The organism is Streptococcus sp. ELY_125 (assembly GCF_058314535.1).
The window spans coordinates 61,802-83,113 of sequence record NZ_JBZFUM010000007.1 but is presented as its reverse complement, the minus strand read 5'-3'; the positions used below and the strand labels follow the sequence as shown (position 1 = coordinate 83,113).

Here is a 21,312-nt window from a genome sequence, read left to right as displayed (position 1 = left end):
AACCATTTTATCAGCTATAGCTGATAGGAGAAACAAGATTCCTAGAAAATCTCTAAATTATCAAACACCTTATCATGTTTTTCTGAGTCAGGTGAAACTGTCCAACTTAATTTGACAATTTAAGTTTTTAAAAAGAACAGCCGCAAATTAATGGGCTTTATGCTAGAAGAGTTCAACAATCATAGCAGATAGATAGGCTTTACAAACTTGATTTCTTGCATTTTTTACATAAAACCACTATGATAAAGGTTATGTTAAACCACGATGCACTAAAATTTTTGAATCACTTGCCTTATCATCTGAGCTTTTATAATAAAGACTTGCAACTTGTTTATTCAAATAATTACTCTGGCGATAATTTATTTTTAAGCGAGGAGCCTTCAGTTTTACCAGAATGGGTTTGGGAAGCACTTCAAAATTCTTCTGACCACAGCCTGCATACACAGTTACCTATCGAGTCCTTTGACCGTGTTTTGATACAATCCTACCAGTTACTACACGATGAAAAGGGTATCTGCTTAGGTGTATGCTCTTATATTCAAGATCTTAAACCACTATTGACCAGCTATCTGAAGGAGAGCGGACAAGCTATTGTTAGCTGGTCTGATACGACCTCCGGTGCCTCTATCAGTGATCATCAATTTGACGATGACTAGTTTTAACCGTGAATCGTTGTAAACAAAAGAGTGCGAAACCATCACATTTTTTAATGCTGCTTGTCACTCTTCCTGAAAGGGCCTTTATCCAAAACATCTGCTTACTCTCCTGGCTTAGGGCCCACACCTCAGACAACCCACCGACAATTTGAATTTTACCTTGTACAAATGAATCAACTATCTGGAAAAGAGTTGAAGCTTGTTGACAAGGAGAGCGTTGAGCGGGTCACTTTACTCACTGCTATGCTAGTTTATTTCAAACAAAGGGAGTGGTGACCTGAAACAGTCTCTCCCCAGACCGTTTTTGACACTTGCTTTGCAAGCTTTATTTCCCGATTAAAAAGTCTCCCAGACCTTTTTAACCCACCCACGCACAACTCCAAAGGTCCGGGGGACCTTTGGAGTTTGGAGATAGGATGAACAGCGTTCATCACATTTGTTTAGATATTCCGCTTTGGCTTTGCGGGAAAAAGAAAGCCCGCCAGCAGTGGTTCGGTGCTAAAGCACCTAATGAACTGTGCAGTAGTAAGACTTCTTGGTCTAGCCAACGAGTCTTACTCCCAACCACTGCGTTAAGAGTTTGTTTTAAAATAGGATACTGGACAAGTTTTTGCCCAGTCTTTTTTAATGATAGGTGGCACCTATTTTTTTTCGCGATAGACTGGCTGTGGCCCAAAACTTTGCGATGTTGGCATAATCTCAATACGATTGACATTCACATGTTCTGGTTGCTCAACCAACCAGAAAACCGTATTAGCAATATCTTCTGGGCGTATCGCATTAGCGCCTTTATAAAGATCGGCAGCACGCTGATTGTCCCCTTTAAAACGGACATTTGAAAATTCAGTACCCTCGCACAAACCTGGTTCTATATTACTAACTCGTACTTTCGTTCCTGCTAAGTCGGCTCGTAAATTTAACGAAAACTGCTTGACAAAAGCTTTGCTGGCACCATAAATATTAGCTCCAGGATAGGGAACTGTACCAGCTGTTGATCCAATATTAATGATATAACCCGACTGACGCTCTACCATCTGGGGAAGAACTTGCCGTGTTAAGTAGGTTAAACCTATAATATTGGTCTGAATCATAGTCTGCCAGTCATCAAAATTAGCTTCATAGGCTTTATCTAATCCTAGAGCCAGACCAGCATTGTTAACTAAAATATCAATAGAGAACCATTCCGCCGGTAAGCTGCCAAGAGCCGCTGAAATGTTATCTACTGACATCATATCCATCTGGAGAGGGTAAAAATGCTCCCCTAATTTTTGGGACAGCTCCTCTAATTTTTCTAGGCGTCGCCCTGTGCCGATAACACGATAACCCTTAGAGACAAAGAGCTGAGCGATAGCCTGACCAAACCCTGCAGTGGCTCCTGTAACCATTATTATTTTTGTCATATCTTTTTCTCCTCATAAAATTTTGATAATTCCTCTCATCGCAAGTCTTTTGGTCCTCTCAGAATCATTTTTGTAAATATTTTAGCTCCACAGCTCCCAATCTTTTTATTTTTAAAACTGGCGTATAAATGTTCCAAGTTTTACCCTTCTGCCATAATGTTCATGCTTAAAACAAGGGGGTGCTCTAACAACCGAGCTTGACTGGCTATGGATGGAAATAGTACCACTAATTTAATTTTAGAAACAGCTAAAGGCCGCAGATGACTTTATTCAGCATTTACTACATAAACCCAGTAAGAGTCAAAACGAGACATCAGCAATGCCTCCTTACTCTGTTTTAGCGATACAAGCTGGTATGTGCCTAACTCCTAATCCCAAACTATAGGGAAGTTAAACTGTCTGCGATCCGTCATTCATCTGATTTTTGTTTTCCTTGAGTATCACAAAACTAGAAGAGGTCGGGATAAAAATCCTGACCTTGATATACCTTTATAACAGTCCTTATCACAATAAATTTTTATTCGACAGACTGCGCCGCTGTGATAATAGCCAACTTATATATATCTTCTGCACTAGAGCCACGGGATAAATCGTTAACAGGCATATTTAATCCCTGTAGAATAGGCCCGATCGCCTCAAATATACCTAGTCGCTGTGCGATCTTGTAACCGATATTGCCCGACTGGAGATCAGGGAATATAAAAACATTAGCTTGTCCTGCTACATCACTATCCGGTGCTTTGATTGCTGCTGTTGTAGGAACGAAAGCAGCATCAAACTGGAGTTCACCATCAAGGGCTAAATCGGGCGCCATCTCTTTGGCCAGTCTGGTAGCCTCCTGAACTTTTTCAGCCTGAGGAGCCTTAGCACTTCCTTTAGTAGAAAAACTAAGCAGAGCAATCTTGGGGTCAAGATCAAAAATTTTCGCAGTATCCGCTGTATTCACAGCTATTTCAGCTAATTCCTGAGCGTTGGGATCGATATTGATAGCGCAGTCCGCAAAGATCAGGCGCTCATCAGTATTGTCCCGATTCATTAAGAAAACACCTGATGTCCGTGAGATACCTGGCTTCGTTTTAATAATTTGCAAAGCTGGCCGCACGGTGTCTGCCGTTGAGTGAATCGCACCCGAAACCATACCATCAGCCACTTCCATTTTGACCAACATAACACCGAAATAATTAACATCGCGAAGGAGCCTATCTGCTTCTTCTGGGCTAACCTTCCCTTTTCGAATATCCAGGAACAAGGACTTCATATCCTCAAAATAGGGAAAGTTATAGGGGTCAATAACAATATAGTCTTGGTTAACGAATCCTAACTCATGAAGGAGGCCACGGACCTCTGCATCATTTCCCAGAATAATCGGTTCAACCAGCCCTTCAAACTTGAGACGAGCCGCAGCTCTGACAACTCTTTCGTCATTTCCTTCAGGAAAAACAATTCTAATCCCCTTACCGGCAATTTTCGTCCTCAAGTCGCCAAATAAACTTCGTAACATGAATAACTCCTCTATTCTAAATCAGTTTGTAGGTTCATGATAACGTTTTCAAAATCATCTGTCAAGCCGGATTCGAAAAAGCGCTCCTGCTCAGTGAAGGGATCCCAAAACCTCAGGGTATGACAATGCAGAGCTTGACGCTGAATACCATAGGTCATCGCTCCTCCATAGAGATCATCCCCCAGCAAGGGATACCCAATGTGTCTAAAATGGACCCTAATCTGATGTGTACGTCCTGTGTGCAACTTGATATCAACTAAGTCAACATCACCAAAACATCCAATAAGGCGGTAACTCGTATGAGCATACTTACCAGAAGGATGAACATGACGCGTAATAATACTATCCTCATCGCGAGCAATCGGCGCTATAATTTCTCCTTGTTCAGGTAAATGTCTACCACCACCCATCACCAGAGCATAATAGCGCTTTTCAATGGTCTTGGCTTGAAGCTGTTTATCCATACGAGCATGAGCGTAGCCGTGCTTAGCAAACAGCATAAGACCGCTGGTATCTTTATCTAATCGCGTAACAATGTGAATTTGCTGGTTGGGGTACCCTTTATCCAAATAGTAGGCTTTAACAAAATTTGCCATCGTATTAGAATGCAGACTGCTCGGGATACTTGCATAACCTGCTGGTTTATCCAGCACCAAGAAATGCTTATCTTCATAGACAATATTCAAGTCATGCTGAATTGGCTCTAGGCTGTTATTTTGGTCAATCTCATTAGGAATATCGATAGTGACCTTATCTCCTATATCTAATAAATAAATGGCATTTTGTTCAATGCCATTTACCCAGATATTCCCACCTTTGAACTTAATCTTGGCTAGAAGAGCTTTAGAAATGTCGTGCCCATGCAGTAAGGTTTTGATTTTGCAGCGCCTGTCTGCCACGAATTCAAATATCACGTTTCTACCTCGCCGATAAAGGCATCCTTCACACGCTCCCAAAAACCTATATGGTTAGGTGAGGACAGAAAACTAATTTTTTTATCATCAAGGGAGAATTCCATCTTGGAAACATTGCGATAGTTGAAAGATTTATTGTCAATAGAAACGGTATAGGAACCGACTCGCTTAGGTTCAACAGTAACGACTTGACCTTTAGGTATGATAGCAGAGCTTCCCAAAGTCCGGTAAACACGATTATTAAGGCTAGCAATTTCCGTTATCTGAAAAGCTTCAACAGTAGGGTGGAGCACTGCACCTCCGATAGATTTATTATAGGCTGTACTGCCTGTCGGTGTTGATACAGTTAGTCCATCCCCACGAAAACGTTCCAGCTGAGTCCCGTTGATAGCGATATCAGCCACCATGGTTTTTTCTAATCGTCGCAGGCTAGCCTCATTTAAAGCTCTAGCTGTCACCACCCGTCCGTCTGCCATGGTAACTGTCACGCGCAAAAGAGGGTAGGAGATTTTCTCACCTCGATCAGTACGTAAGTTTTTCAAAAACTCGTCCACTTCAAAATCACGATAATCGGTATAGAAACCTAGATGTCCTGTATGAATACCGACAAATCGCACTTTGTCTAAAGATTTTTCATACATATGAAAGGCGGATAAAAGCATTCCGTCTCCCCCAACAGAAATTACAATATCAGGATTTTCCTTACTTAGATAAAAATCATGATCATGCTTGAGGGCACTAAAAATCTTTGACGCCACTCGCTTACTCTGATATTTCCCATTAGCGATAATGGCGACCCTAGCTTGAGGCTTACCTGTATAATTCATCTGTGTCATCACTGTTTCCCACACCGTCACTTAATTTTCTGCTTACTGGGTCGAATAGAAGCTGAGCTTCCTTGATGTCATCTCGGATTTTGCGCATCTCTTCATCTAATTCGCGAGCAATACGAGAGGTGACCTCTAAACGTTGTTTAATCTCCTCTGGAAAGTCGCCCTGATATTTATAATTGAGAGAATGCTCAATCGTAGCCCAAAAATTCATGGCCAAAGTCCGTATCTGAATCTCGGCTAAAACCTTCCTCTGCCCTTCAATGGTATCAACAGGGTACTCAATAATCACATGGTAAGAGCGATATCCGCTGGCCTTACGATTATTAATGTAGTCGCGCTCTTGTACAATACGCATATCATGACGCCGACGAATCAGTTCCAACACTTCCTGAACGTCATCTACAAACTGCACCATGATACGAATACCAGCAATGTCCTGCATATCTTCTGCTAGGTGCTTCTCTTTAATCGCACGGAGAGCCATTTTTTCTTTGATGCTTTCAATAGGTTTAACGCGGCCTGTGACAAACTCAATTGGCGAATGGCGGTTTTGTTTACGAAACTGCTTACGAATACCACGAAATTTAATTTTTAATTCGCCAACAGTCTGAATATAGGGGTCTAAAAAGGCTTCCCATTCCATAATTATTTTTTGTTAAACTCCTGTTTTTACAAGGGGCATTTACAGTCAAATCTTGTAAAAACCCCCACTTTTTTATAGAATTATTTTAATCAGTATTATACCATAAATAGGTCTGCAAAGGAAAATCATGACATGAACCACTTGGAAATAGAATATAAGACTATGCTCAATAAGGCAGAGTTTCAGCGCATGGAAGCTCTCTTTTCGCACATCCTTCCAATTACCCAAACCAACTACTACTTTGACACTGATAATTTTACTATGCGTCAAAAGCGCCTGTCCCTTCGGATTCGCACTTTTGATAAGAGGGCTGAAATGACCCTAAAGATCCCTGAGCCAGTGGGAACTTTGGAGCATAACCTCGATTTATCACGCGAACAAGCACGTACGATTATTGAATCCTGTGATTTTCCTGACAATGCCATAAAAGATTTGCTGATTCAACGCGGTATTGACTGTGGCCAGCTCAAAAATTTAGGTCATTTAACAACTATTCGACGTGAGAAAGAAACGCCAATCGGTCTCATGGCTCTCGATAAAAATAACTATTCCGGCCGAATTGACTACGAGTTGGAATTAGAAGTCAAAGAGGCCCAACAAGGGAAAGCAGATTTCGAAACTTTTCTAGCTGAACATGGTATTGATCTCAAATATGCTAAAAGCAAGGTGGCACGCTTTTGCTCAACCTTAAAAACTAACTAATCTTACACTAAAATAGTAAAGACAGGCTGAAAAAATCAGCCTTTTTTGATACAATGAAGAAGGTAAACTTTTAACATATGGCTCTTGGCGCTTTATCAGTCTGATTTTTTATTATGGGACTATTATAATCTCATCTAGACAATCTAAAAGAACCGAGAGCTTTGCAGTTAGAACAAGGAGAGCTATTTTTACTATGGCAGCAGCGAGCACCCCCAAATTATTTTCGTTAACGTCTAATACCGCAATTGCTGAAAAAATTTCCAAGGCATCTGGTATTCCTCTCAGCAAATTGTCATCTAAGCAGTTTTCAGATGGCGAAATTATGATCAATATTGAAGAAAGTGTACGCGGTTTTGATATCTACGTTATCCAATCTACCAGTCTTCCTGTCAATGATAACCTCTGGGAGCTATTGATTATGATTGATGCCTGCAAACGAGCTAGCGCAAACTCGGTTAATGTTATCATGCCCTACTTTGGCTACGCTCGCCAAGATCGCATCGCTCAACGTCGTGAGCCAATCACAGCCAAGCTAGTTGCTAATATGTTAGTCAAGGCAGGAGCCGATCGTATTCTAACACTTGATCTGCATGCGGTTCAAGTTCAGGGATTCTTTGACATTCCTGTTGACAATCTTTTCACTGTTCCCTTATTTGCGGATCGTTATGCTCATAAAGGGCTTACGGGTTCTGATGTCGTTGTGGTTAGTCCGAAAAACTCTGGTATTAAACGAGCGCGCAGTTTAGCAGAATATTTAAATGCTCCTATTGCTATTATTGACTATGCTCAGGATGATGCCCAGCGTGAAGAAGGCTACATCATTGGTGAAGTTATCGGTAAGAAAGCTATTCTTATTGATGATATCCTAAATACCGGTAAAACTTTTGCCGAGGCGGCTAAAATCGTTGAACGTGAGGGAGCTTCTGAAATCTATGCTGTAGCCAGCCACGGTCTTTTTGCTAGTGGAGCAGCTGATATCTTAGAGGCTGCTCCGATCAAAGAAATTCTTGTTACTGATTCTGTTGTAACTAAAGAGAGAATCAGCAGTAACGTCACCTATATTTCAGCTAGCAAACTGATTGGAGATGCCATCACCCGTATCCATAACCACCAACCACTCAGTCCACTCTTTACTTACACTGCAGACAGTGAGGTTTAACAAATGATTTATCTCGATAATGCTGCGACAACTCCACTAACCCCAGGTGTTATCGAATCTATGACAAAAGTGATGACCGAAACCTTTGGAAATCCTTCCAGCATTCATACCTACGGGCGGCAGGCCAACCAATTACTGAGGGATAGCCGTCATGTCATTGCACAGTATTTAGGTAGTCAGGCTAATAAAATTATCTTTACATCTGGCGGTACTGAGAGTAACAATATGGCGATTCAGGGCTATGCTCTGGCCAACCAAGATAAAGGGAAACACCTTATTACAACCGCTGTTGAGCACCATTCTGTCTTGCATGTCATGCAATATCTTGAGAAGCGCTTTGGTTTTGAAGTTACTTACTTACAGCCAGATGAAAACGGTCAGATTACACCAAATTCCCTATCTAAGGCCTTGCGCGAGGACACTATATTAGTCAGTGCCATGTTTGCTAATAATGAAACTGGCACTCTTTTGCCCATCGCTGAGTTCGGTAAAATTTTAGTAGATCACCAAGCTGTTTTTCATGTTGATGCTGTTCAAGCTATAGGCAAGGTGAAAATTATTCCAGAACAGCTGGGTATCGATTTTCTTTCTGCTTCTGCCCATAAATTTCATGGTCCCAAAGGGGTGGGGTTCCTTTACGCACAGCCTCATTATATAGATAGCCTACTGCATGGTGGCGAACAAGAAAATAAGAAGCGGGCCAGCACTGAAAATATAATTGGTATCGCTGGTATGGCTCAAGCACTTAGAGAAACCCAAGAGTATTTAGAACAAAATTTCCAAAAGGTCAGTCAACTGCGTCAAATCTTCTTATCCAAGATAGAAGGCCTTGATTATTACCTAAACGGTGGGAATACTGCTATGCCCCATGTCATCAATATTGGCTTTCCTAATGTCAATAATGGACTGTTACTAACACAGCTGGACTTGGCTGGATTTGCAGTTTCGACTGGTTCTGCCTGCACTGCAGGTACAGTCGATCCTAGCCATGTTCTAACAGCTCTGTACGGAGCTGATTCACCAAGATTACAAGAATCTATTCGCATTAGTCTTTCAGAATTAAATACAGCTGAAGACCTACAGCTTTTAGCCCATCAAATAAAGGAGCTTATCAAATAATTATGGCTTTTGAAAAAACGATCTATCTTCCTGATTGTCACTACAGCTACTCTATTAACCCTAATCTTAAGAAGTACACCTTGGGTGATATGACCTTTACCCAGAACAAGCTAGGCCACTACGAACTGAATCGCCTTTTGGAGGAAATTCCAAATTCTGGCAACGGCTTCCCACTTAAAATTACGATCAATAAGGACTTACAATCTTTCAAACTTATTATTACGGATCAGTCTGGCTTGCGGCAGGTTAACATTTTTAAGACGGATAAAACGTGTATTATTCAAGATAAATTCTATTTCTTAATGGATAGCTTGGTTGAGCGCGATGTGTTCACTAAAACGGAGATTTAGTCTTTTTGTGAATCGATAAAAGAATTCTATGATAACCATAGGATTTTTTTATCACTAATTTGTTGCAGTTTTCACAAACTTGTTCTACAATTAAGGTAGTATTGAACTCTAAAGGATTGGAGATATAGTTTCTATGGCTATTGATAAATCTATTCCTAAGGCTACGGCCAAACGTTTGTCGCTTTACTATAGAACTTTCAAACGTTTTTATGCTGAAAATATTGAAAAAGCTAGCTCTAAGCAGATTGCTGAAGCGATTGGGATTGACTCTGCCACCGTTCGTCGAGACTTCTCTTATTTTGGAGAATTAGGGCGCCGAGGATTTGGCTATGATGTTAGAAAATTAATGAATTTTTTTGCCGATATTCTTCACGATCACTCTATCACAAATGTAGCTTTGGTAGGCTGCGGGAATATGGGGCGAGCCTTGCTCCACTACCGCTTCCATGAACGCAATAAAATGAAGATTATTATGGCTTTTGATACCGATGATAATGTACTTGTAGGCACAAAAACCGATGACGATATTCCTATTTATGGTATCTCGACTATAAAAGATCGCTTGGATGGTGCTGACTGCCATACCGCCATTCTAACAGTTCCCAGTGTTAAGGCGCAGGAGGTCTCAGAGCAATTAGTCCAATCTGGTATCAAAGGTATTCTTAGCTTTTCACCTGTTAACCTTAGTCTTCCTAAGGGCGTATTTGTCCAGTATGTTGATTTAACTAGTGAGTTACAAACCCTCCTGTATTTTATGAATCAGAGCCAATAATTACCTAACATTGACATGACTGTTCCAGAACCCCGATCCTATTTTCGACTTATGTTACCCAATTCTTATCTAGGAGGTTGCCTATGAAATCAAAGCCTATTATCGGCATTACTACTAATGAAAGACCCAATCCCAATGATGATATTCCTTGGAGCTACGCTCCAACAGGCTTTGTTGAGGGTGTCAAAAAAGCCGGCGGTCTCCCGCTTTTATTCCCTATTGGAAAAATAGAAGATGCCAAGCCCTATGTCTCTATGGTTGATAAAGTCCTCTTAATCGGCGGTCAAAATGTGGATCCCGACTTTTATCACGAAGTGAATCAAGCTAGCGATAATGATTTTTTGCGGCGTCGAGATGATTTTGAATTTGCGATTATTGATGAGGCAATTCGTCAAGAAAAACCTATTTTTTCTGTCTGTCGCGGCACCCAGCTGATGAATGTTGCATTGGGAGGCAGTCTCAATCAAGCAATAGAGAATCACTGGCAAGATAAACCGTCAGACTACCTCTATCATGATATGGCGGTTAAAGATCATACTAGGTTAGCTGAGATTTATGGTACTCAAAGCTCTATCAATTCTTTTCATCACCAAAGTATCAAGGAACTTTCTCCTTTTTTGGATGTTATTGCTGAAGATCCAAACGATCAAACGATCGAGGCCGTTGAATCTAATCACCCCGACATCCACTTCATGGGTGTGCAATGGCACCCGGAATTGCTTATTGGTAACCGAAAAGCCGATCAGGAACTCTTCAACTATTTTGTCAATGAACTTTAAATAATAAGGTCCGTTTCTTCTCGAAAGCTATAATAACTACCTGAACCAACGATGATGTGATCTAGGAGTTCTACCCCCAGATCATCACAGCATCGTTTTATTTTTTTCGTAAAGGTGATATCATGCTGACTAGGGTTAGACTGTCCAGACGGATGGTTATGGGCAATGATAACTGAAGTTGCCATAACCTTGCAGGCATAGTGCAAAATCTCCCTTGGCTCAGCAATTGAATGACGGACACTGCCAATAAAAATTGTTTGTTGCTTAATCAGACGATTTTGTGTATCTAAATAAAGAGCAACAAGATGTTCTTGACGTTTATCCCTTAAATCAGCAATCATTTTCTTTGCTAGCTGCTCACTGGAAATAATACGTTCGCCCGAAGTGTTCGCAGCTTGGTTAACTCTTTTAGCAAATTCTAACATAGCCTTAATTTCAATGGATTTCACACGACCAATACCAGAAATTGCCTGTAATTCTTCCAAAGATAGCAACCGAAAATCTGCTAGGTTATCTAAAGCTTCTAAAATATTATTGGCTAAGGATAAAACATGCTGCTGCTTAGTCCCAGTTCTCAATAAAATTGCTAATAATTCTTGATTGCTCAACTGTTCTGCCCCTTGAGCTAATAGACGCTCCCGGGGACGTAAAGTATCCTGATGAATTTCAATAGTATACATAAAGTTCCTCCTACCTTTTAATTCGTAAGATAAAAAAAGAAGAGAGAATTTTAGCATAGTTGATTCCATAAAAATAGGACCCACATAATCATTCTCACTGAGAGCCTTAATTAACTTAAAGAAAAAATCCTCGCCTTTCAACGAGGATTTTTATAAGGAAAGTCTCAGGCTCCTTGTTCTTTACGAAGAGCGCCAAAGATGATACCGGACACTACTGCACCAAGAGCAACGTAAACAAGGTAGAGCCACCAGTTAGTCGTTAGGGCAACGACAAATATACCACCATGGGGAGCCATCAGTTTGATACCAGAAAGACCAACTAGAGCACCTGTAAGGGCAGAACCAACCATAAAGCTTGGGATAGCACGTCCTGGATCAGCTGCGCCAAATGGAATGGCACCTTCAGTGATAAAGGAGAGTCCCATCACAATATTAGTTAAACCAGAATCGCGTTCTTCTTGGCTAAATTTATTAGGGAAGATACGAGTTGCCACAAAAACGGCAAGTGGTGGAACCATACCTGCAGCCATAACAGCCGCCATAACTACTGAACCACCATTGGACAGAGCATCTGCAGTTAAAGTCCCTGTCCCAAAAATATAAGCTGCCTTATTAAATGGTCCACCCATATCAATAGCCATCATAGCTCCAACGATAAGGCCCAGCAAGACGGCAGAACTACCTGACAGGCCTTCTAGGAAGTTATTGAGAGCAGTATTAATGGCTCCCATTGGGATGTTGACTAGAAGCATCAAGAATCCTGTAATAGCAACACCAAGCAAGGGTAAAAGCAAGATAGACTTAATACCTTCTAAAGAACGAGGAACCTTGACGTACTTTTTAAGTAAAAGTGCTACCCCACCAGCAATGAAACCACCAACTAGGGCACCTAGGAAACCAGATGGAATTAAGTTAGGATTTTGAGCAGCTTTGCTACCTGAGAAATAAGCAACCGTATTGATCGCATACCCATTAGAAGCGATGAAGCCAGCTGCAAATCCTGAGGCCAAACCAGGCTTTTCAGCAATCGAATAGGCAATATAACCTGCTAGCACTGGCAACATAAACCCAAAAGCGGCATTACCAATCTGCTTGAAGATGGCGGCCGATTGGTGGTAAACACCAAGATTACCAAGCTGGTCTTGAGGGACACCAAGGATGTTATCAATTAAGAAAGCCAAAGCAATCATGATACCACCGCCAATAACGAATGGCAGCATTTGTGATACTCCACTCATAAGGTGTTTATAGAAAGCCGAACCTAGCCCTTGCTTTTCGCCCTCATCAGCTGAAGCAGTTGCCTCGCCTTGAGCTGCTGTATATGTTTCAGCCTTACCGTCCAAAATGGTGTTAATCAGTTCTTCAGGTTTCTTAATACCTTCGGCAACAGGTCGAGAAATCAGTTGCTTGCCATCAAAACGAGCCATTTCAACAGCTTTATCGGCTGCTACAATGACACCCTTGGCACGCTTGATTTCATCTGCAGTTAAGGCATTACCGACACCGGACGCGCCATTCGTTTCAACACGAACGGTAACTCCCATCTCTTCACCTTGTTTGATAAGGGCTTCTTCGGCCATATAGGTATGGGCAATACCGGTGGTGCACGCTGTAACAGCGACAACCAATGGCTTATCATCAGATGCAGCCTGAGCTGGCTGTGCAGCGGCTTCTTCCTTATTTTCTTCTTCCGCCTGATCAAAAGTCGCAATGACTTCCTCTGGGGTTGTTACCTGACGCAACTTATCAGCGAAGCCATCCTTCAGCAAATACTTAGATAACTCAGCTAGGGCGGCCAAGTGCGTATCATTGGCGCCATCCGGCGCTGCAATCATGAAGAATAAATCTGTTGGCTGACCATCAAGTGCTTCATAGTCGACACCGTTTGCTGATTTAGCAAAGAGAACCGTTGCTTCCTTAACAGCTGCATTTTTGCTGTGTGGCATAGCAACTCCATCGCCTAAGCCAGTCGATGTCTGTGCTTCACGGTTCATAATACCTTCTTTGAAGGTGCTAAAATCCGTTACGATTCCTTTATCCACCAAGCTATTGATCATTTCATCAATAGCAGCTTCTTTGGTAGTCGCCTGCAAATCAAGCAACATGACCTCTTTTCTTAGGAGATCTTGAATTTTCATAGTTTTTCTACCTCTACTTTTTGATATGTTTCCTCTATAAACTCAATGCTAGCTAGATCGTCTGAGAAAGCTGTTGATGTTCCGCAGGCAACTCCCCACTTAAGCGCCTCAACCGCATCCTTGGTTCGGACAAATTGACCTGTGAAACCTGCTACCATAGAATCACCCGCACCAACAGAGTTTTTCACCTCTCCTTTGATCGGTTTAGCAAAGTAGGCGGCCTCTGGTGTTACCAAAAGAGCACCATCCCCTGCCATAGAAATGATAACATTTTGAGCTCCTTTAGCTAGGATTTCTCGTGCATACTTTTCAACATCAGCGAGGCCATTTAGTTTAACATCAAAGATCGCCTCCAACTCGTGATTATTGGGCTTGACCAAAAGGGGCTGGTATTCCAAAGCATCCAGCAAGGTTTGACCTTCAAAATCACAGACGACCTGAGCTCCTGTCTCTCTGGCAGTAGGAATCAAGCGTTTGTAAACCTGATTACCAAGGTTGGCCGGAGCTGAACCTGCAAAGACAACGGTATCATCAGACGTTAGCTTACTAAGAAATTCCTCTAGCTGGGCCAGCTGATGAGGTGTTACCTGAGGACCAGGGCCGTTGATTTCTGTTTCAGCGTCTGCTTTAATCTTAACATTGATCCGCGTATCCTGATCAACGGCTACAAATTTAGTCCTAATGCTTTCAGCAAGTAAGGCATCTTCAACGAACTTGCCTGTGAAACCACCGATAAAACCTGTTGCTGTGTTATCAATACCTAAACGCTGCAGGATACGGCTGACATTAATACCCTTTCCCCCTGCAAATTTATCATCGCTATCCATGCGGTTAACATTACCTATAACGACATGATTTAGACGAACGATATAGTCGATGGAAGGGTTGAGGGTTACTGTGTAAATCATACTTCTATCACCTTCGTTTTTTCTTTTAAAGTATCGACGATTGCCTTTGAAGACTGGTTAATAATCACAGTTACATCAGACAGCTTAGCAAATTTAGCAAAGGCTATCTGATCTAATTTGGTACTGTCTGTCAGCACGAAGGTCTCCTCACTGCTAGCAATAACAGCCTGTTTGATAGTAGCTTCATAGATATCAGGGGTTGTAAGATTTTCATTATCTATCCCGTTAGTTCCCAAAAAAGCCTTATCAAAGTTGAACTGACTGATCTGATTAAAAGCGATGGGACCGATATTGGCATCCGTGGCCCACTTGAGCTCCCCTCCAATAATAATGGTGGGGATCTTCTTATCCGCCAGCTTAATAGCGTGGTGGGGAGAATTGGTCACAACCGTTATATCCGTCCTAGTCAATTCATCAACTAAGAGTTCATTTGTTGTTCCAGCCTCAATAAAAATGACTTCATTTTCATCAATCAAACTCTGAGCCTTGTGGGCAATCAGCCTTTTTTCTTGAACATTCTTGATAGACTTTTGCTGAACACTGAGCTCTTCTTGTAGGCTATGCAGTTTTTCAGCACCGCCATGGATCCGATGGAGCTTACGTTCAGCCTCCAACTCGTCCAAATCCCGACGCACCGTTGATTCAGAAGTCTGTAAAAGGCTCACTAAACTATCTAAAGTAACGAAGTTCTGATCATGAATCTTAGCCATAATCAGATTTTTACGTTCTGACTTGAGAATACCAGCACCTCCTTTGCAATCGTTTACAATCTCCATTATAGGCTAATTTCATTCAATGTCAAGCATTTTCTACCAAAAACTTTCATAATAAAAGCCAAGCTGATTTTATGCTTGGCTGAAGTATTGATTATTCTTTGATAAGTGACGTAGAATGAACAGCACGATTATCGCGTTCTGGGTAGATATAGTTGATAGCATGATTGATAGCGGTGGGTGCTTCACCAAAGCCAGTAGCAATCAAATCAACCTTACCGGCATAGTCTGCAGCATCGCCGATCGCATAGACGCCTTCTTGACTGGTCTGAAAAACAGGTGAAACTTGGATATTGGAGCGTTTGTAATCAAGTCCCCAGTTTCTGAGATTTTTATTGTTGGTTGAAAATCCAAAACTAACAATCAGAGCATCCAGATCTATTTCCGCCTCTTCCTCACCTTTGACCTTCTGAACGGTTAAACTAGTGACCTCTTGGCCATCACCTTTTAAAGCTAAAGGAACATAAGGGGTCATTAATTTTACAGAAGAATTTTTCAGCAGCTCCACGCTATGCTCATGTGCACGGAAGGCATCCCGACGGTGTACAATCGTTACACTCTCAGCTATAGGTTCCAAGTGCAAAGCCCAATCCACTGCCGAATCACCACCCCCGCAGATTACAACCTTCTTATCGGAAAAATCTTCTAGGTTGCGGACATTGTAAAATAGATTGCGATCAGCATACTGCTCTTCTGATTCCAGTCCCAGTCTTCGAGGAGCAAAAGCACCATTCCCACAGGCAATGAGGATGGCACGGCTAAAGTGCTTGTTCTTTGTCGTCTTTATAGTAAAATAATCATCTGTCTTCTCAAAGGTCAAAACTTCTTCTTTCAGGCAAATATCAGTTGTTTCTTTAAAGCGTTCAAGCTGCTTCAGCAGATTTTGTGTCAACTCTAAACCATTGACAGCCGGCATAGCTGGTATATCGTAAATGACTTTCTCCGGATAGAGAACGGCCGGCTGTCCTCCCAGTTCCGATAGAGATTCGATAATCTTAACATTCATACCACGCAAACCTGCGTAAAAAGCCGCAAAAAGACCAACCGGTCCCCCGCCAATGATAGTAATATCTGTTATCTTTTGCTCAAGCATAGATCTCCCTTTCTTACTTATTTATTTCTTGTTTGATCTTATTTAGAATCTTTTGCTCATCTTCGCTCAGTTCATATGTTTCCAAAAGATCTGGCCGTCGCTCCAAAGTTTTGCGTAAGCTCTGCTCCATCCGCCAGAGACGAATATTGTCGTGATGCCCACTCATCAAAACATCAGGTACCGTCATGCCGCGATAATCATAAGGTCGTGTATACTGAGGATATTCTAATAGTCCTGATGAGAAACTATCATCTTGGTGGCTGACTTTCTTGCCGATAACGTCTGGAATTAGTCGAACAGTCGCATCTACTATTGCCATCGCTGCCAGCTCACCTCCTGTCAGCACAAAGTCGCCCAGTGAAATTTCATCAGTAACTAGACTCTTAATTCGTTCATCATAGCCCTCATAGTGTCCGCAGATAAAAATCAACTCTTCCTCTTGCGCCAATTCTTCCGCGTAAGTCTGATTAAAACGTCGCCCTGCTGGATCCAGCAAGATAACTCTAGGATTTTTAGCGGATAATTTATCCATGGTATCAAAAATCGGTTGAGCACGCAGCAGCATCCCCTGTCCACCACCATACGGTTCATCATCAACATGTCGAGCTTTATCAGCCTTGTCTCTAAAATTATGATAGGTGATATCTACCAGCCCCTTCTCTTGTGCTTTACCGACAATAGACTGTTCCAGAGGAGCAAACATATCGGGGAAAAGAGTTAAAATATCAATTTTCATCGTCAAGTCCTTCTAGTACCTCAACGTCAATACGATTAGCCTCAATATCCACATTTAAAATAACTGAAGGGATATAAGGCAAAAGCAAATCACGCTTGCCTGAACGTTTGATGACCCAGACATCATTGGCTCCTGGCTGAAGAATTTCTCTTACAACACCGATTTTTTCATTATTCTCATAAACATTAAGACCAATAATCTCATGGTAATAAAATTCGCCATCAGCTAGATCAGATAAATTGTCCTGAGCCACCTTAAGACTGTACCCCTTAAATTTTTCAATGTCATTGATATGGTACATTCCTTTGAATTTAATGATGTCAAAGTTCTTATGCTGACGATGGCTGGCAATTTCAACTTCCATCACAAAATCATCCTTGGCATCAAAAAGGGCTAATTTCGCCCCTTTTTTGAATCGCTCTTCTACGAAGTCCGTCACTGATAAGATGCGCATCTCTCCTTGGAGCCCTTGCGTATTGACGATTTTACCAACGTTATAATAATTCATAACAATTCCTTTTCCTTAGAGTTTCCTCACTATTTTACCATGTCCATGTTTGAAATAAAAGTCTATTGTACAGAGAACACTAGCAACGTAAAGTAAAAAAGCCCTCTCAAGAAGAGGAGCTCGCTATGCACCCTAGAGGATTCGAACCTCTAACCGCCTGATTCGTAGTCAGGTACTCTATCCAGTTGAGCCAAGGGTGCATTTCTATACCGGTGGCCGGGGTCGAACCGGCACGTCCGTGAGGACACTGGATTTTGAGTCCAGCGCGTCTGCCAATTCCGCCACACCGGCTTGGCATAGAAGCATAAAAAAACTGGGGTAGCTGGATTCGAACCAACGCATGAGGGAGTCAAAGTCCCTTGCCTTACCGCTTGGCTATACCCCAATGCTTCTTTATTTTACTTAAAAAAATACGGCTTGTCAATAGTAAGTGTGAAAAAACGCCTATCAGCTCCCGTTCTGTTTCATGAGTATACATAACCCCCAACTACTTCACTCAGTTAAAAAGCAGGTGCTATTGTCAAATTTAGACTGTTGTTTTTTCACTAAAAAAGCAACAGCCACAGCTGCTACTTTTCATCAATAACGATTCTAACCTTTTTAGTTTCAACGGGTACCGAATAGACAATCGACCTTATCGCTGTGATGGTCCGGCCTTTTTTCCCGATAATCCGACCGATGTCCTGCGGAGCTAAATCTAGGTGGTACTCCATAAACTCAGAGCCGTCTTCTACTTTAATATTGAAGCTATCAGGTTTCGAAATCAAGGGTTTGACGATAGCGATAATAAGATTTTCAATGGTATCCATAGGCTAAGCCTTCTTATTTTGAGTATTTAGAATCGTGGAATTTCTTCATAACCCCTTGGCGAGAAAGGATATTACGAACGGTATCAGAAGGTTGCGCACCTTTAGCTAACCAATCAAGAACACGGTCTTCTTTAAGAGTCACTTGGTTTTCAGCAACCAATGGATTGTAAGTGCCTACGGTTTCAATAAAACGACCATCACGTGGTGCGCGTGAATCTGCAACGTTAATACGGTAGAAAGGTTTCTTTTTAGAACCCATACGAGTCAAACGGATTTTTACTGCCATTTTGTAAAGTCTCTTTTCTATTTTTTGTTTATCAAGGCCGTACGAGCTAGTCCCACGCCCTCTACTGTAACTAGTATAGCACAAATAATAAGACTGTCAAGAAAAAAACTTGACAGTTCTTTACAGTAATACGTACCAGCAAATGCATTAAATGAATTATCGTTAAACATCTGCTTATTATAACCCAATTATTCAAACAAAATTGATAAATCACTACCATATTAATAATTGAGTATTTTCCCTGTGCCTCTTAATAAACTTGTGTGCAATAAAGTGTCCAGAATAAACTACACACTCAATCGCTGTTCTTTTTCATTCCTAATATGATATCTATTAATTATCGATCCTTCCGATAATTAATAGCGCTATGTTTAAAAATGCCGTTGAAAAGAAAGACTATCCAAATACTTCCTAAATACGATTATAGATCATATTTGGAAAGAAATTCCAAATATCGTTTGATAAAACTGAAAAGATAATTTGAAATAAGCAGAATAAACCACCTAATATGGACAGTCACAGCTTTATATAGCTTCCCTCGTTAAACTTTCTTCCAATTTCCAATCACATCTTCATGCGATGTGGGTAAATTGTTACTCATATCTCAAAGCCTCAATAGGATCTAACTTGCTTGCTCGATTTGCTGGTAAGAGACCAAATACCGCTCCAATAATAACAGAAACCAGCAGACTGTTGACAATCGTGTTGAATGAAACGACTGGTTTACCTAAACCAATTGAATCACCGGCACTTCTAAGCATGCCAACTAAACCTGAAGCTAATAATAGTCCAATCATACCACCTATCAGAGTCAAAACAATGGATTCAATCAAAAACTGCATCAAGATATTACGGCGAGTGGCTCCCAAAGCTTTTCGCAAACCAATTTCTCTTGTTCGTTCGGTTACAGACACCAGCATAATATTCATAACACCAATACCACCGACTAAGAGAGTAGTAATCCCCATAATACCAATAAAAGTTGTAATGGTTGAAATCTGAGCTTGATATTGCTTGATAGCTTCAGTCAGGTCATACGTTTCAAAATGACCTCCGGAAGCACCTGAGAGCTTGGTTAACTGCTTGGCTGCAGCTTTCCCTGATTTTAGAGACTGATTGACATCAGGTACATGAATATAGATACCACCGATTTCATCTACATTAAACTCCGATGCTAATACGGTATTGGTTAAAATGGCTGTCCCGTTGGGATACATTGAATAATTTGTACTCTCATCAGGATCTTTATAAACACCAACAACTCTAAATTTCTTACCACCGACATCAATAATGTTATTTAAAGCACTATTATAATCAGAAAATAGTTTTTGGGATACTTTTCGATCAATCATAATGTAGCGAGAAGACTGCTTATAATCACCGGTATTAAATCTGCGTCCGGCTAATATTTTGTATTTTTTAACATCAAAATAACTTTGACTTACCCCTGTTATATTGACCTGCTTAGACTTCTTTTGGTTGTAAGAAACATTAGCCGAAGTCGTATTGGTAATATAATAGCCACTTATACCATCAACATTATTAACAATGGTTTGGAGCCATGACTCCTGTACTTTGGGAGCATTTTTAGGTAATTTATCCGTAATAATATCATCTTCTTGGTTGTCATCTGAATTTGAAGTATAGTAGACTTGAACATCATGCTGTGCCTTTGCGATATTCTCGGACATTTTATCCTTAAATCCTGCACCCAGAGCTAAAACCAGAGATACAGCTGCTACCCCAATAATAATTCCCAACATAGTCAAAAAGGAGCGCATTTTATGCCCCATGATCGAGCCGAGGGCAAATTTCCAATTTTGCATCATAACCTCCCTTATTCAATACGGACACTGTCCGTTGTATCCAAGGTGATTTCACCATCTCGGATCACAATCTTACGCCTTGCATAATCAGCAATTTCAGGTTCATGGGTTACCATGATAATGGTCTTACCTTCACGATTGAGCTGGGTTAGCAATTCCATAATCTGGTTGCTGGTTTTAGTATCCAGCGCTCCAGTTGGTTCATCCGCTAGGATAATAGAAGGGTTGTTGACCAAGGCGCGAGCGATAGCTACCCGCTGTTTTTGCCCACCTGATAATTCTGATGGCAGGTGTTTTCTTCGATCCGCCAGCTCAACCTTCTCCAGAAACTGTTGGGAAAGTTGACGACGCTTGGAGCCGCTCATCCCAGCATAAATCAGGGGCAACTCCACATTATCCTGAGCATTAAGCTTAGATAGGAGGAAGAACTGTTGGAAGACAAAGCCTAGTTCCTCATTGCGAACATGAGCCTGCTCAGTTGGACTGAGTTCTTCTACCGCTTCTCCTGATAAGGTATAATAACCTGAAGTGGGACGGTCGAGCAGGCCGATGATATTCATAAGCGTAGACTTTCCTGATCCTGATGGCCCCATGACAGCAAGAAATTCACCTTTAGCTACTGTTAAATCAATGCCTTTAAGAACCTGCAATTCTTGTTCTCCGTTGCGATACGATTTGGTAATGCCCTGCAATTCTATTAAAACGTTTGCCTCATTCATGGTCATCA

General features: G+C 41.4%; 23 protein-coding genes, 3 tRNA genes and 1 pseudogene. 8 read left to right on the top strand and 19 right to left on the bottom strand.

Annotation, left to right across the window (positions count from 1 at the left end; all coding sequences use genetic code 11):
• Both AC4HAL_RS04690 and AC4HAL_RS04685 read left to right on the top strand, forming a co-directional pair.
• A pseudogene (locus tag AC4HAL_RS04690) lies at nucleotides 1-115 on the top strand (IS30 family transposase); the annotation flags it as partial.
• Between the two features lie 136 nt (nucleotides 116-251).
• Nucleotides 252-656, top strand: coding sequence for a sodium transporter (locus AC4HAL_RS04685; protein WP_491093202.1), 405 nt, complete (start codon nucleotides 252-254; stop codon nucleotides 654-656).
• 641 nt (nucleotides 657-1,297) lie between these two features.
• On the opposite strand, the gene AC4HAL_RS04680 is transcribed toward AC4HAL_RS04685, so the two are convergent.
• The 5 genes from AC4HAL_RS04680 to yjbM all read right to left on the bottom strand — a co-directional run bounded on the left by AC4HAL_RS04680 (nucleotide 1,298) and on the right by yjbM (nucleotide 5,947).
• Nucleotides 1,298-2,056 (bottom strand): SDR family oxidoreductase, encoded by a 759-nt coding sequence (locus tag AC4HAL_RS04680; protein WP_491093201.1) that lies wholly within the window; start codon nucleotides 2,054-2,056, stop codon nucleotides 1,298-1,300.
• Between the two features lie 517 nt (nucleotides 2,057-2,573).
• Nucleotides 2,574-3,557: a phosphate acetyltransferase gene (gene pta, locus AC4HAL_RS04675; protein WP_491093200.1), complete on the bottom strand. Its 984-nt coding sequence runs from the start codon at nucleotides 3,555-3,557 to the stop codon at nucleotides 2,574-2,576.
• Between the two features lie 11 nt (nucleotides 3,558-3,568).
• The gene (locus AC4HAL_RS04670) at nucleotides 3,569-4,471 is read right to left on the bottom strand and encodes an RluA family pseudouridine synthase (RefSeq protein WP_491093199.1); all 903 of its coding nucleotides are present in this window, start codon (nucleotides 4,469-4,471) and stop codon (nucleotides 3,569-3,571) included.
• Entirely contained in the window at nucleotides 4,468-5,307 is an 840-nt protein-coding gene (locus AC4HAL_RS04665; RefSeq protein ID WP_447451433.1) for an NAD kinase, read from the bottom strand. Before AC4HAL_RS04665 ends, AC4HAL_RS04670 begins: the two co-directional genes overlap by 4 nt.
• Nucleotides 5,282-5,947: a GTP diphosphokinase gene (gene yjbM / locus AC4HAL_RS04660; protein ID WP_447451434.1), complete on the bottom strand. Its 666-nt coding sequence runs from the start codon at nucleotides 5,945-5,947 to the stop codon at nucleotides 5,282-5,284. The genes AC4HAL_RS04665 and yjbM overlap by 26 nt, the downstream gene beginning before the upstream one ends.
• 132 nt (nucleotides 5,948-6,079) lie before the next feature.
• On the opposite strand from yjbM, the gene AC4HAL_RS04655 reads away from it, so the two are divergent.
• From AC4HAL_RS04655 to AC4HAL_RS04630, 6 genes are all read left to right on the top strand, one after another.
• Nucleotides 6,080-6,649 (top strand): CYTH domain-containing protein, encoded by a 570-nt coding sequence (locus AC4HAL_RS04655; protein ID WP_491093198.1) that lies wholly within the window; start codon nucleotides 6,080-6,082, stop codon nucleotides 6,647-6,649.
• Between the two features lie 193 nt (nucleotides 6,650-6,842).
• Nucleotides 6,843-7,808 (top strand): ribose-phosphate diphosphokinase, encoded by a 966-nt coding sequence (locus AC4HAL_RS04650; protein ID WP_491093197.1) that lies wholly within the window; start codon nucleotides 6,843-6,845, stop codon nucleotides 7,806-7,808.
• 3 nt (nucleotides 7,809-7,811) lie between these two features.
• A complete protein-coding gene (locus AC4HAL_RS04645) occupies nucleotides 7,812-8,927 on the top strand; it encodes a cysteine desulfurase family protein (RefSeq protein WP_491093196.1) in 1,116 nt (371 codons plus the stop codon).
• A gap of 2 nt (nucleotides 8,928-8,929) precedes the next feature.
• Complete coding sequence (locus tag AC4HAL_RS04640) at nucleotides 8,930-9,277, top strand: DUF1831 domain-containing protein (RefSeq protein WP_491093195.1); 348 nt, start codon at nucleotides 8,930-8,932, stop codon at nucleotides 9,275-9,277.
• A gap of 133 nt (nucleotides 9,278-9,410) precedes the next feature.
• Nucleotides 9,411-10,049 (top strand): redox-sensing transcriptional repressor Rex, encoded by a 639-nt coding sequence (locus AC4HAL_RS04635; RefSeq protein WP_491093194.1) that lies wholly within the window; start codon nucleotides 9,411-9,413, stop codon nucleotides 10,047-10,049.
• 83 nt (nucleotides 10,050-10,132) lie between these two features.
• Entirely contained in the window at nucleotides 10,133-10,828 is a 696-nt protein-coding gene (locus tag AC4HAL_RS04630) for a gamma-glutamyl-gamma-aminobutyrate hydrolase family protein (RefSeq protein ID WP_491093193.1), read from the top strand.
• Here AC4HAL_RS04630 and radC read toward each other — a convergent pair.
• The 14 genes from radC to AC4HAL_RS04560 all read right to left on the bottom strand — a co-directional run bounded on the left by radC (nucleotide 10,825) and on the right by AC4HAL_RS04560 (nucleotide 21,304).
• Entirely contained in the window at nucleotides 10,825-11,508 is a 684-nt protein-coding gene (gene radC / locus AC4HAL_RS04625; protein ID WP_491093192.1) for a RadC family protein, read from the bottom strand. The two genes, AC4HAL_RS04630 and radC, sit on opposite strands and share 4 nt — an antisense overlap.
• 164 nt (nucleotides 11,509-11,672) lie before the next feature.
• On the bottom strand, nucleotides 11,673-13,646 hold the full coding sequence (locus AC4HAL_RS04620; RefSeq protein WP_491093191.1) for a PTS fructose transporter subunit IIABC: 1,974 nt from the start codon (nucleotides 13,644-13,646) through the stop codon (nucleotides 11,673-11,675).
• Nucleotides 13,643-14,554: a 1-phosphofructokinase gene (gene pfkB, locus AC4HAL_RS04615; protein WP_491093190.1), complete on the bottom strand. Its 912-nt coding sequence runs from the start codon at nucleotides 14,552-14,554 to the stop codon at nucleotides 13,643-13,645. Before pfkB ends, AC4HAL_RS04620 begins: the two co-directional genes overlap by 4 nt.
• The gene (locus AC4HAL_RS04610; protein WP_447451456.1) at nucleotides 14,551-15,294 is read right to left on the bottom strand and encodes a DeoR/GlpR family DNA-binding transcription regulator; all 744 of its coding nucleotides are present in this window, start codon (nucleotides 15,292-15,294) and stop codon (nucleotides 14,551-14,553) included. Before AC4HAL_RS04610 ends, pfkB begins: the two co-directional genes overlap by 4 nt.
• Before the next feature lie 127 nt (nucleotides 15,295-15,421).
• Complete coding sequence (locus AC4HAL_RS04605; RefSeq protein ID WP_491093189.1) at nucleotides 15,422-16,420, bottom strand: NAD(P)/FAD-dependent oxidoreductase; 999 nt, start codon at nucleotides 16,418-16,420, stop codon at nucleotides 15,422-15,424.
• Nucleotides 16,421-16,433: 13 nt separating this feature from the next.
• Nucleotides 16,434-17,156, bottom strand: coding sequence for a tRNA (guanosine(37)-N1)-methyltransferase TrmD (gene trmD, locus AC4HAL_RS04600; RefSeq protein WP_491093188.1), 723 nt, complete (start codon nucleotides 17,154-17,156; stop codon nucleotides 16,434-16,436).
• On the bottom strand, nucleotides 17,146-17,664 hold the full coding sequence (gene rimM, locus AC4HAL_RS04595) for a ribosome maturation factor RimM (RefSeq protein ID WP_491093187.1): 519 nt from the start codon (nucleotides 17,662-17,664) through the stop codon (nucleotides 17,146-17,148). Before rimM ends, trmD begins: the two co-directional genes overlap by 11 nt.
• Before the next feature lie 126 nt (nucleotides 17,665-17,790).
• A tRNA-Arg gene (locus tag AC4HAL_RS04590) sits at nucleotides 17,791-17,864 on the bottom strand.
• 7 nt (nucleotides 17,865-17,871) lie between these two features.
• Nucleotides 17,872-17,955 (bottom strand) — tRNA-Leu (locus tag AC4HAL_RS04585).
• Nucleotides 17,956-17,977: 22 nt separating this feature from the next.
• Nucleotides 17,978-18,049 (bottom strand) — tRNA-Gln (locus AC4HAL_RS04580).
• A 184-nt stretch (nucleotides 18,050-18,233) separates the two neighbouring features.
• A complete protein-coding gene (locus AC4HAL_RS04575) occupies nucleotides 18,234-18,473 on the bottom strand; it encodes a KH domain-containing protein (RefSeq protein ID WP_491093186.1) in 240 nt (79 codons plus the stop codon).
• Between the two features lie 13 nt (nucleotides 18,474-18,486).
• Nucleotides 18,487-18,759: a 30S ribosomal protein S16 gene (rpsP, locus tag AC4HAL_RS04570; protein ID WP_447452340.1), complete on the bottom strand. Its 273-nt coding sequence runs from the start codon at nucleotides 18,757-18,759 to the stop codon at nucleotides 18,487-18,489.
• A gap of 593 nt (nucleotides 18,760-19,352) precedes the next feature.
• The gene (locus tag AC4HAL_RS04565; RefSeq protein ID WP_491093185.1) at nucleotides 19,353-20,585 is read right to left on the bottom strand and encodes an ABC transporter permease; all 1,233 of its coding nucleotides are present in this window, start codon (nucleotides 20,583-20,585) and stop codon (nucleotides 19,353-19,355) included.
• An 11-nt stretch (nucleotides 20,586-20,596) separates the two neighbouring features.
• Nucleotides 20,597-21,304 (bottom strand): ABC transporter ATP-binding protein, encoded by a 708-nt coding sequence (locus AC4HAL_RS04560; protein ID WP_447452346.1) that lies wholly within the window; start codon nucleotides 21,302-21,304, stop codon nucleotides 20,597-20,599.
• Nucleotides 21,305-21,312: the final 8 nt, after the last annotated feature.

Bases quoted from the DNA above. Each gene is read 5' to 3' on its own strand.
- AC4HAL_RS04565 (WP_491093185.1), bottom strand. From the start codon at position 20,585: ATGCAAAATTGGAAATTTGCCCTCGGCTCGATCATGGGGCATAAAATG.
- AC4HAL_RS04575 (WP_491093186.1), bottom strand. From the start codon at position 18,473: ATGGATACCATTGAAAATCTTATTATCGCTATCGTCAAACCCTTGATT.
- radC (WP_491093192.1), bottom strand. From the start codon at position 11,508: ATGTATACTATTGAAATTCATCAGGATACTTTACGTCCCCGGGAGCGT.
- pta (WP_491093200.1), bottom strand. From the start codon at position 3,557: ATGTTACGAAGTTTATTTGGCGACTTGAGGACGAAAATTGCCGGTAAG.
- AC4HAL_RS04560 (WP_447452346.1), bottom strand. From the start codon at position 21,304: ATGAATGAGGCAAACGTTTTAATAGAATTGCAGGGCATTACCAAATCG.
- AC4HAL_RS04635 (WP_491093194.1), top strand. From the start codon at position 9,411: ATGGCTATTGATAAATCTATTCCTAAGGCTACGGCCAAACGTTTGTCG.
- AC4HAL_RS04645 (WP_491093196.1), top strand. From the start codon at position 7,812: ATGATTTATCTCGATAATGCTGCGACAACTCCACTAACCCCAGGTGTT.
- AC4HAL_RS04655 (WP_491093198.1), top strand. From the start codon at position 6,080: ATGAACCACTTGGAAATAGAATATAAGACTATGCTCAATAAGGCAGAG.
- yjbM (WP_447451434.1), bottom strand. From the start codon at position 5,947: ATGGAATGGGAAGCCTTTTTAGACCCCTATATTCAGACTGTTGGCGAA.
- AC4HAL_RS04640 (WP_491093195.1), top strand. From the start codon at position 8,930: ATGGCTTTTGAAAAAACGATCTATCTTCCTGATTGTCACTACAGCTAC.
- AC4HAL_RS04620 (WP_491093191.1), bottom strand. From the start codon at position 13,646: ATGAAAATTCAAGATCTCCTAAGAAAAGAGGTCATGTTGCTTGATTTG.
- AC4HAL_RS04605 (WP_491093189.1), bottom strand. From the start codon at position 16,420: ATGCTTGAGCAAAAGATAACAGATATTACTATCATTGGCGGGGGACCG.
- AC4HAL_RS04650 (WP_491093197.1), top strand. From the start codon at position 6,843: ATGGCAGCAGCGAGCACCCCCAAATTATTTTCGTTAACGTCTAATACC.
- rpsP (WP_447452340.1), bottom strand. From the start codon at position 18,759: ATGGCAGTAAAAATCCGTTTGACTCGTATGGGTTCTAAAAAGAAACCT.
- AC4HAL_RS04630 (WP_491093193.1), top strand. From the start codon at position 10,133: ATGAAATCAAAGCCTATTATCGGCATTACTACTAATGAAAGACCCAAT.
- AC4HAL_RS04685 (WP_491093202.1), top strand. From the start codon at position 252: ATGTTAAACCACGATGCACTAAAATTTTTGAATCACTTGCCTTATCAT.
- trmD (WP_491093188.1), bottom strand. From the start codon at position 17,156: ATGAAAATTGATATTTTAACTCTTTTCCCCGATATGTTTGCTCCTCTG.
- AC4HAL_RS04680 (WP_491093201.1), bottom strand. From the start codon at position 2,056: ATGACAAAAATAATAATGGTTACAGGAGCCACTGCAGGGTTTGGTCAG.
- pfkB (WP_491093190.1), bottom strand. From the start codon at position 14,554: ATGATTTACACAGTAACCCTCAACCCTTCCATCGACTATATCGTTCGT.
- rimM (WP_491093187.1), bottom strand. From the start codon at position 17,664: ATGAATTATTATAACGTTGGTAAAATCGTCAATACGCAAGGGCTCCAA.
- AC4HAL_RS04665 (WP_447451433.1), bottom strand. From the start codon at position 5,307: ATGACACAGATGAATTATACAGGTAAGCCTCAAGCTAGGGTCGCCATT.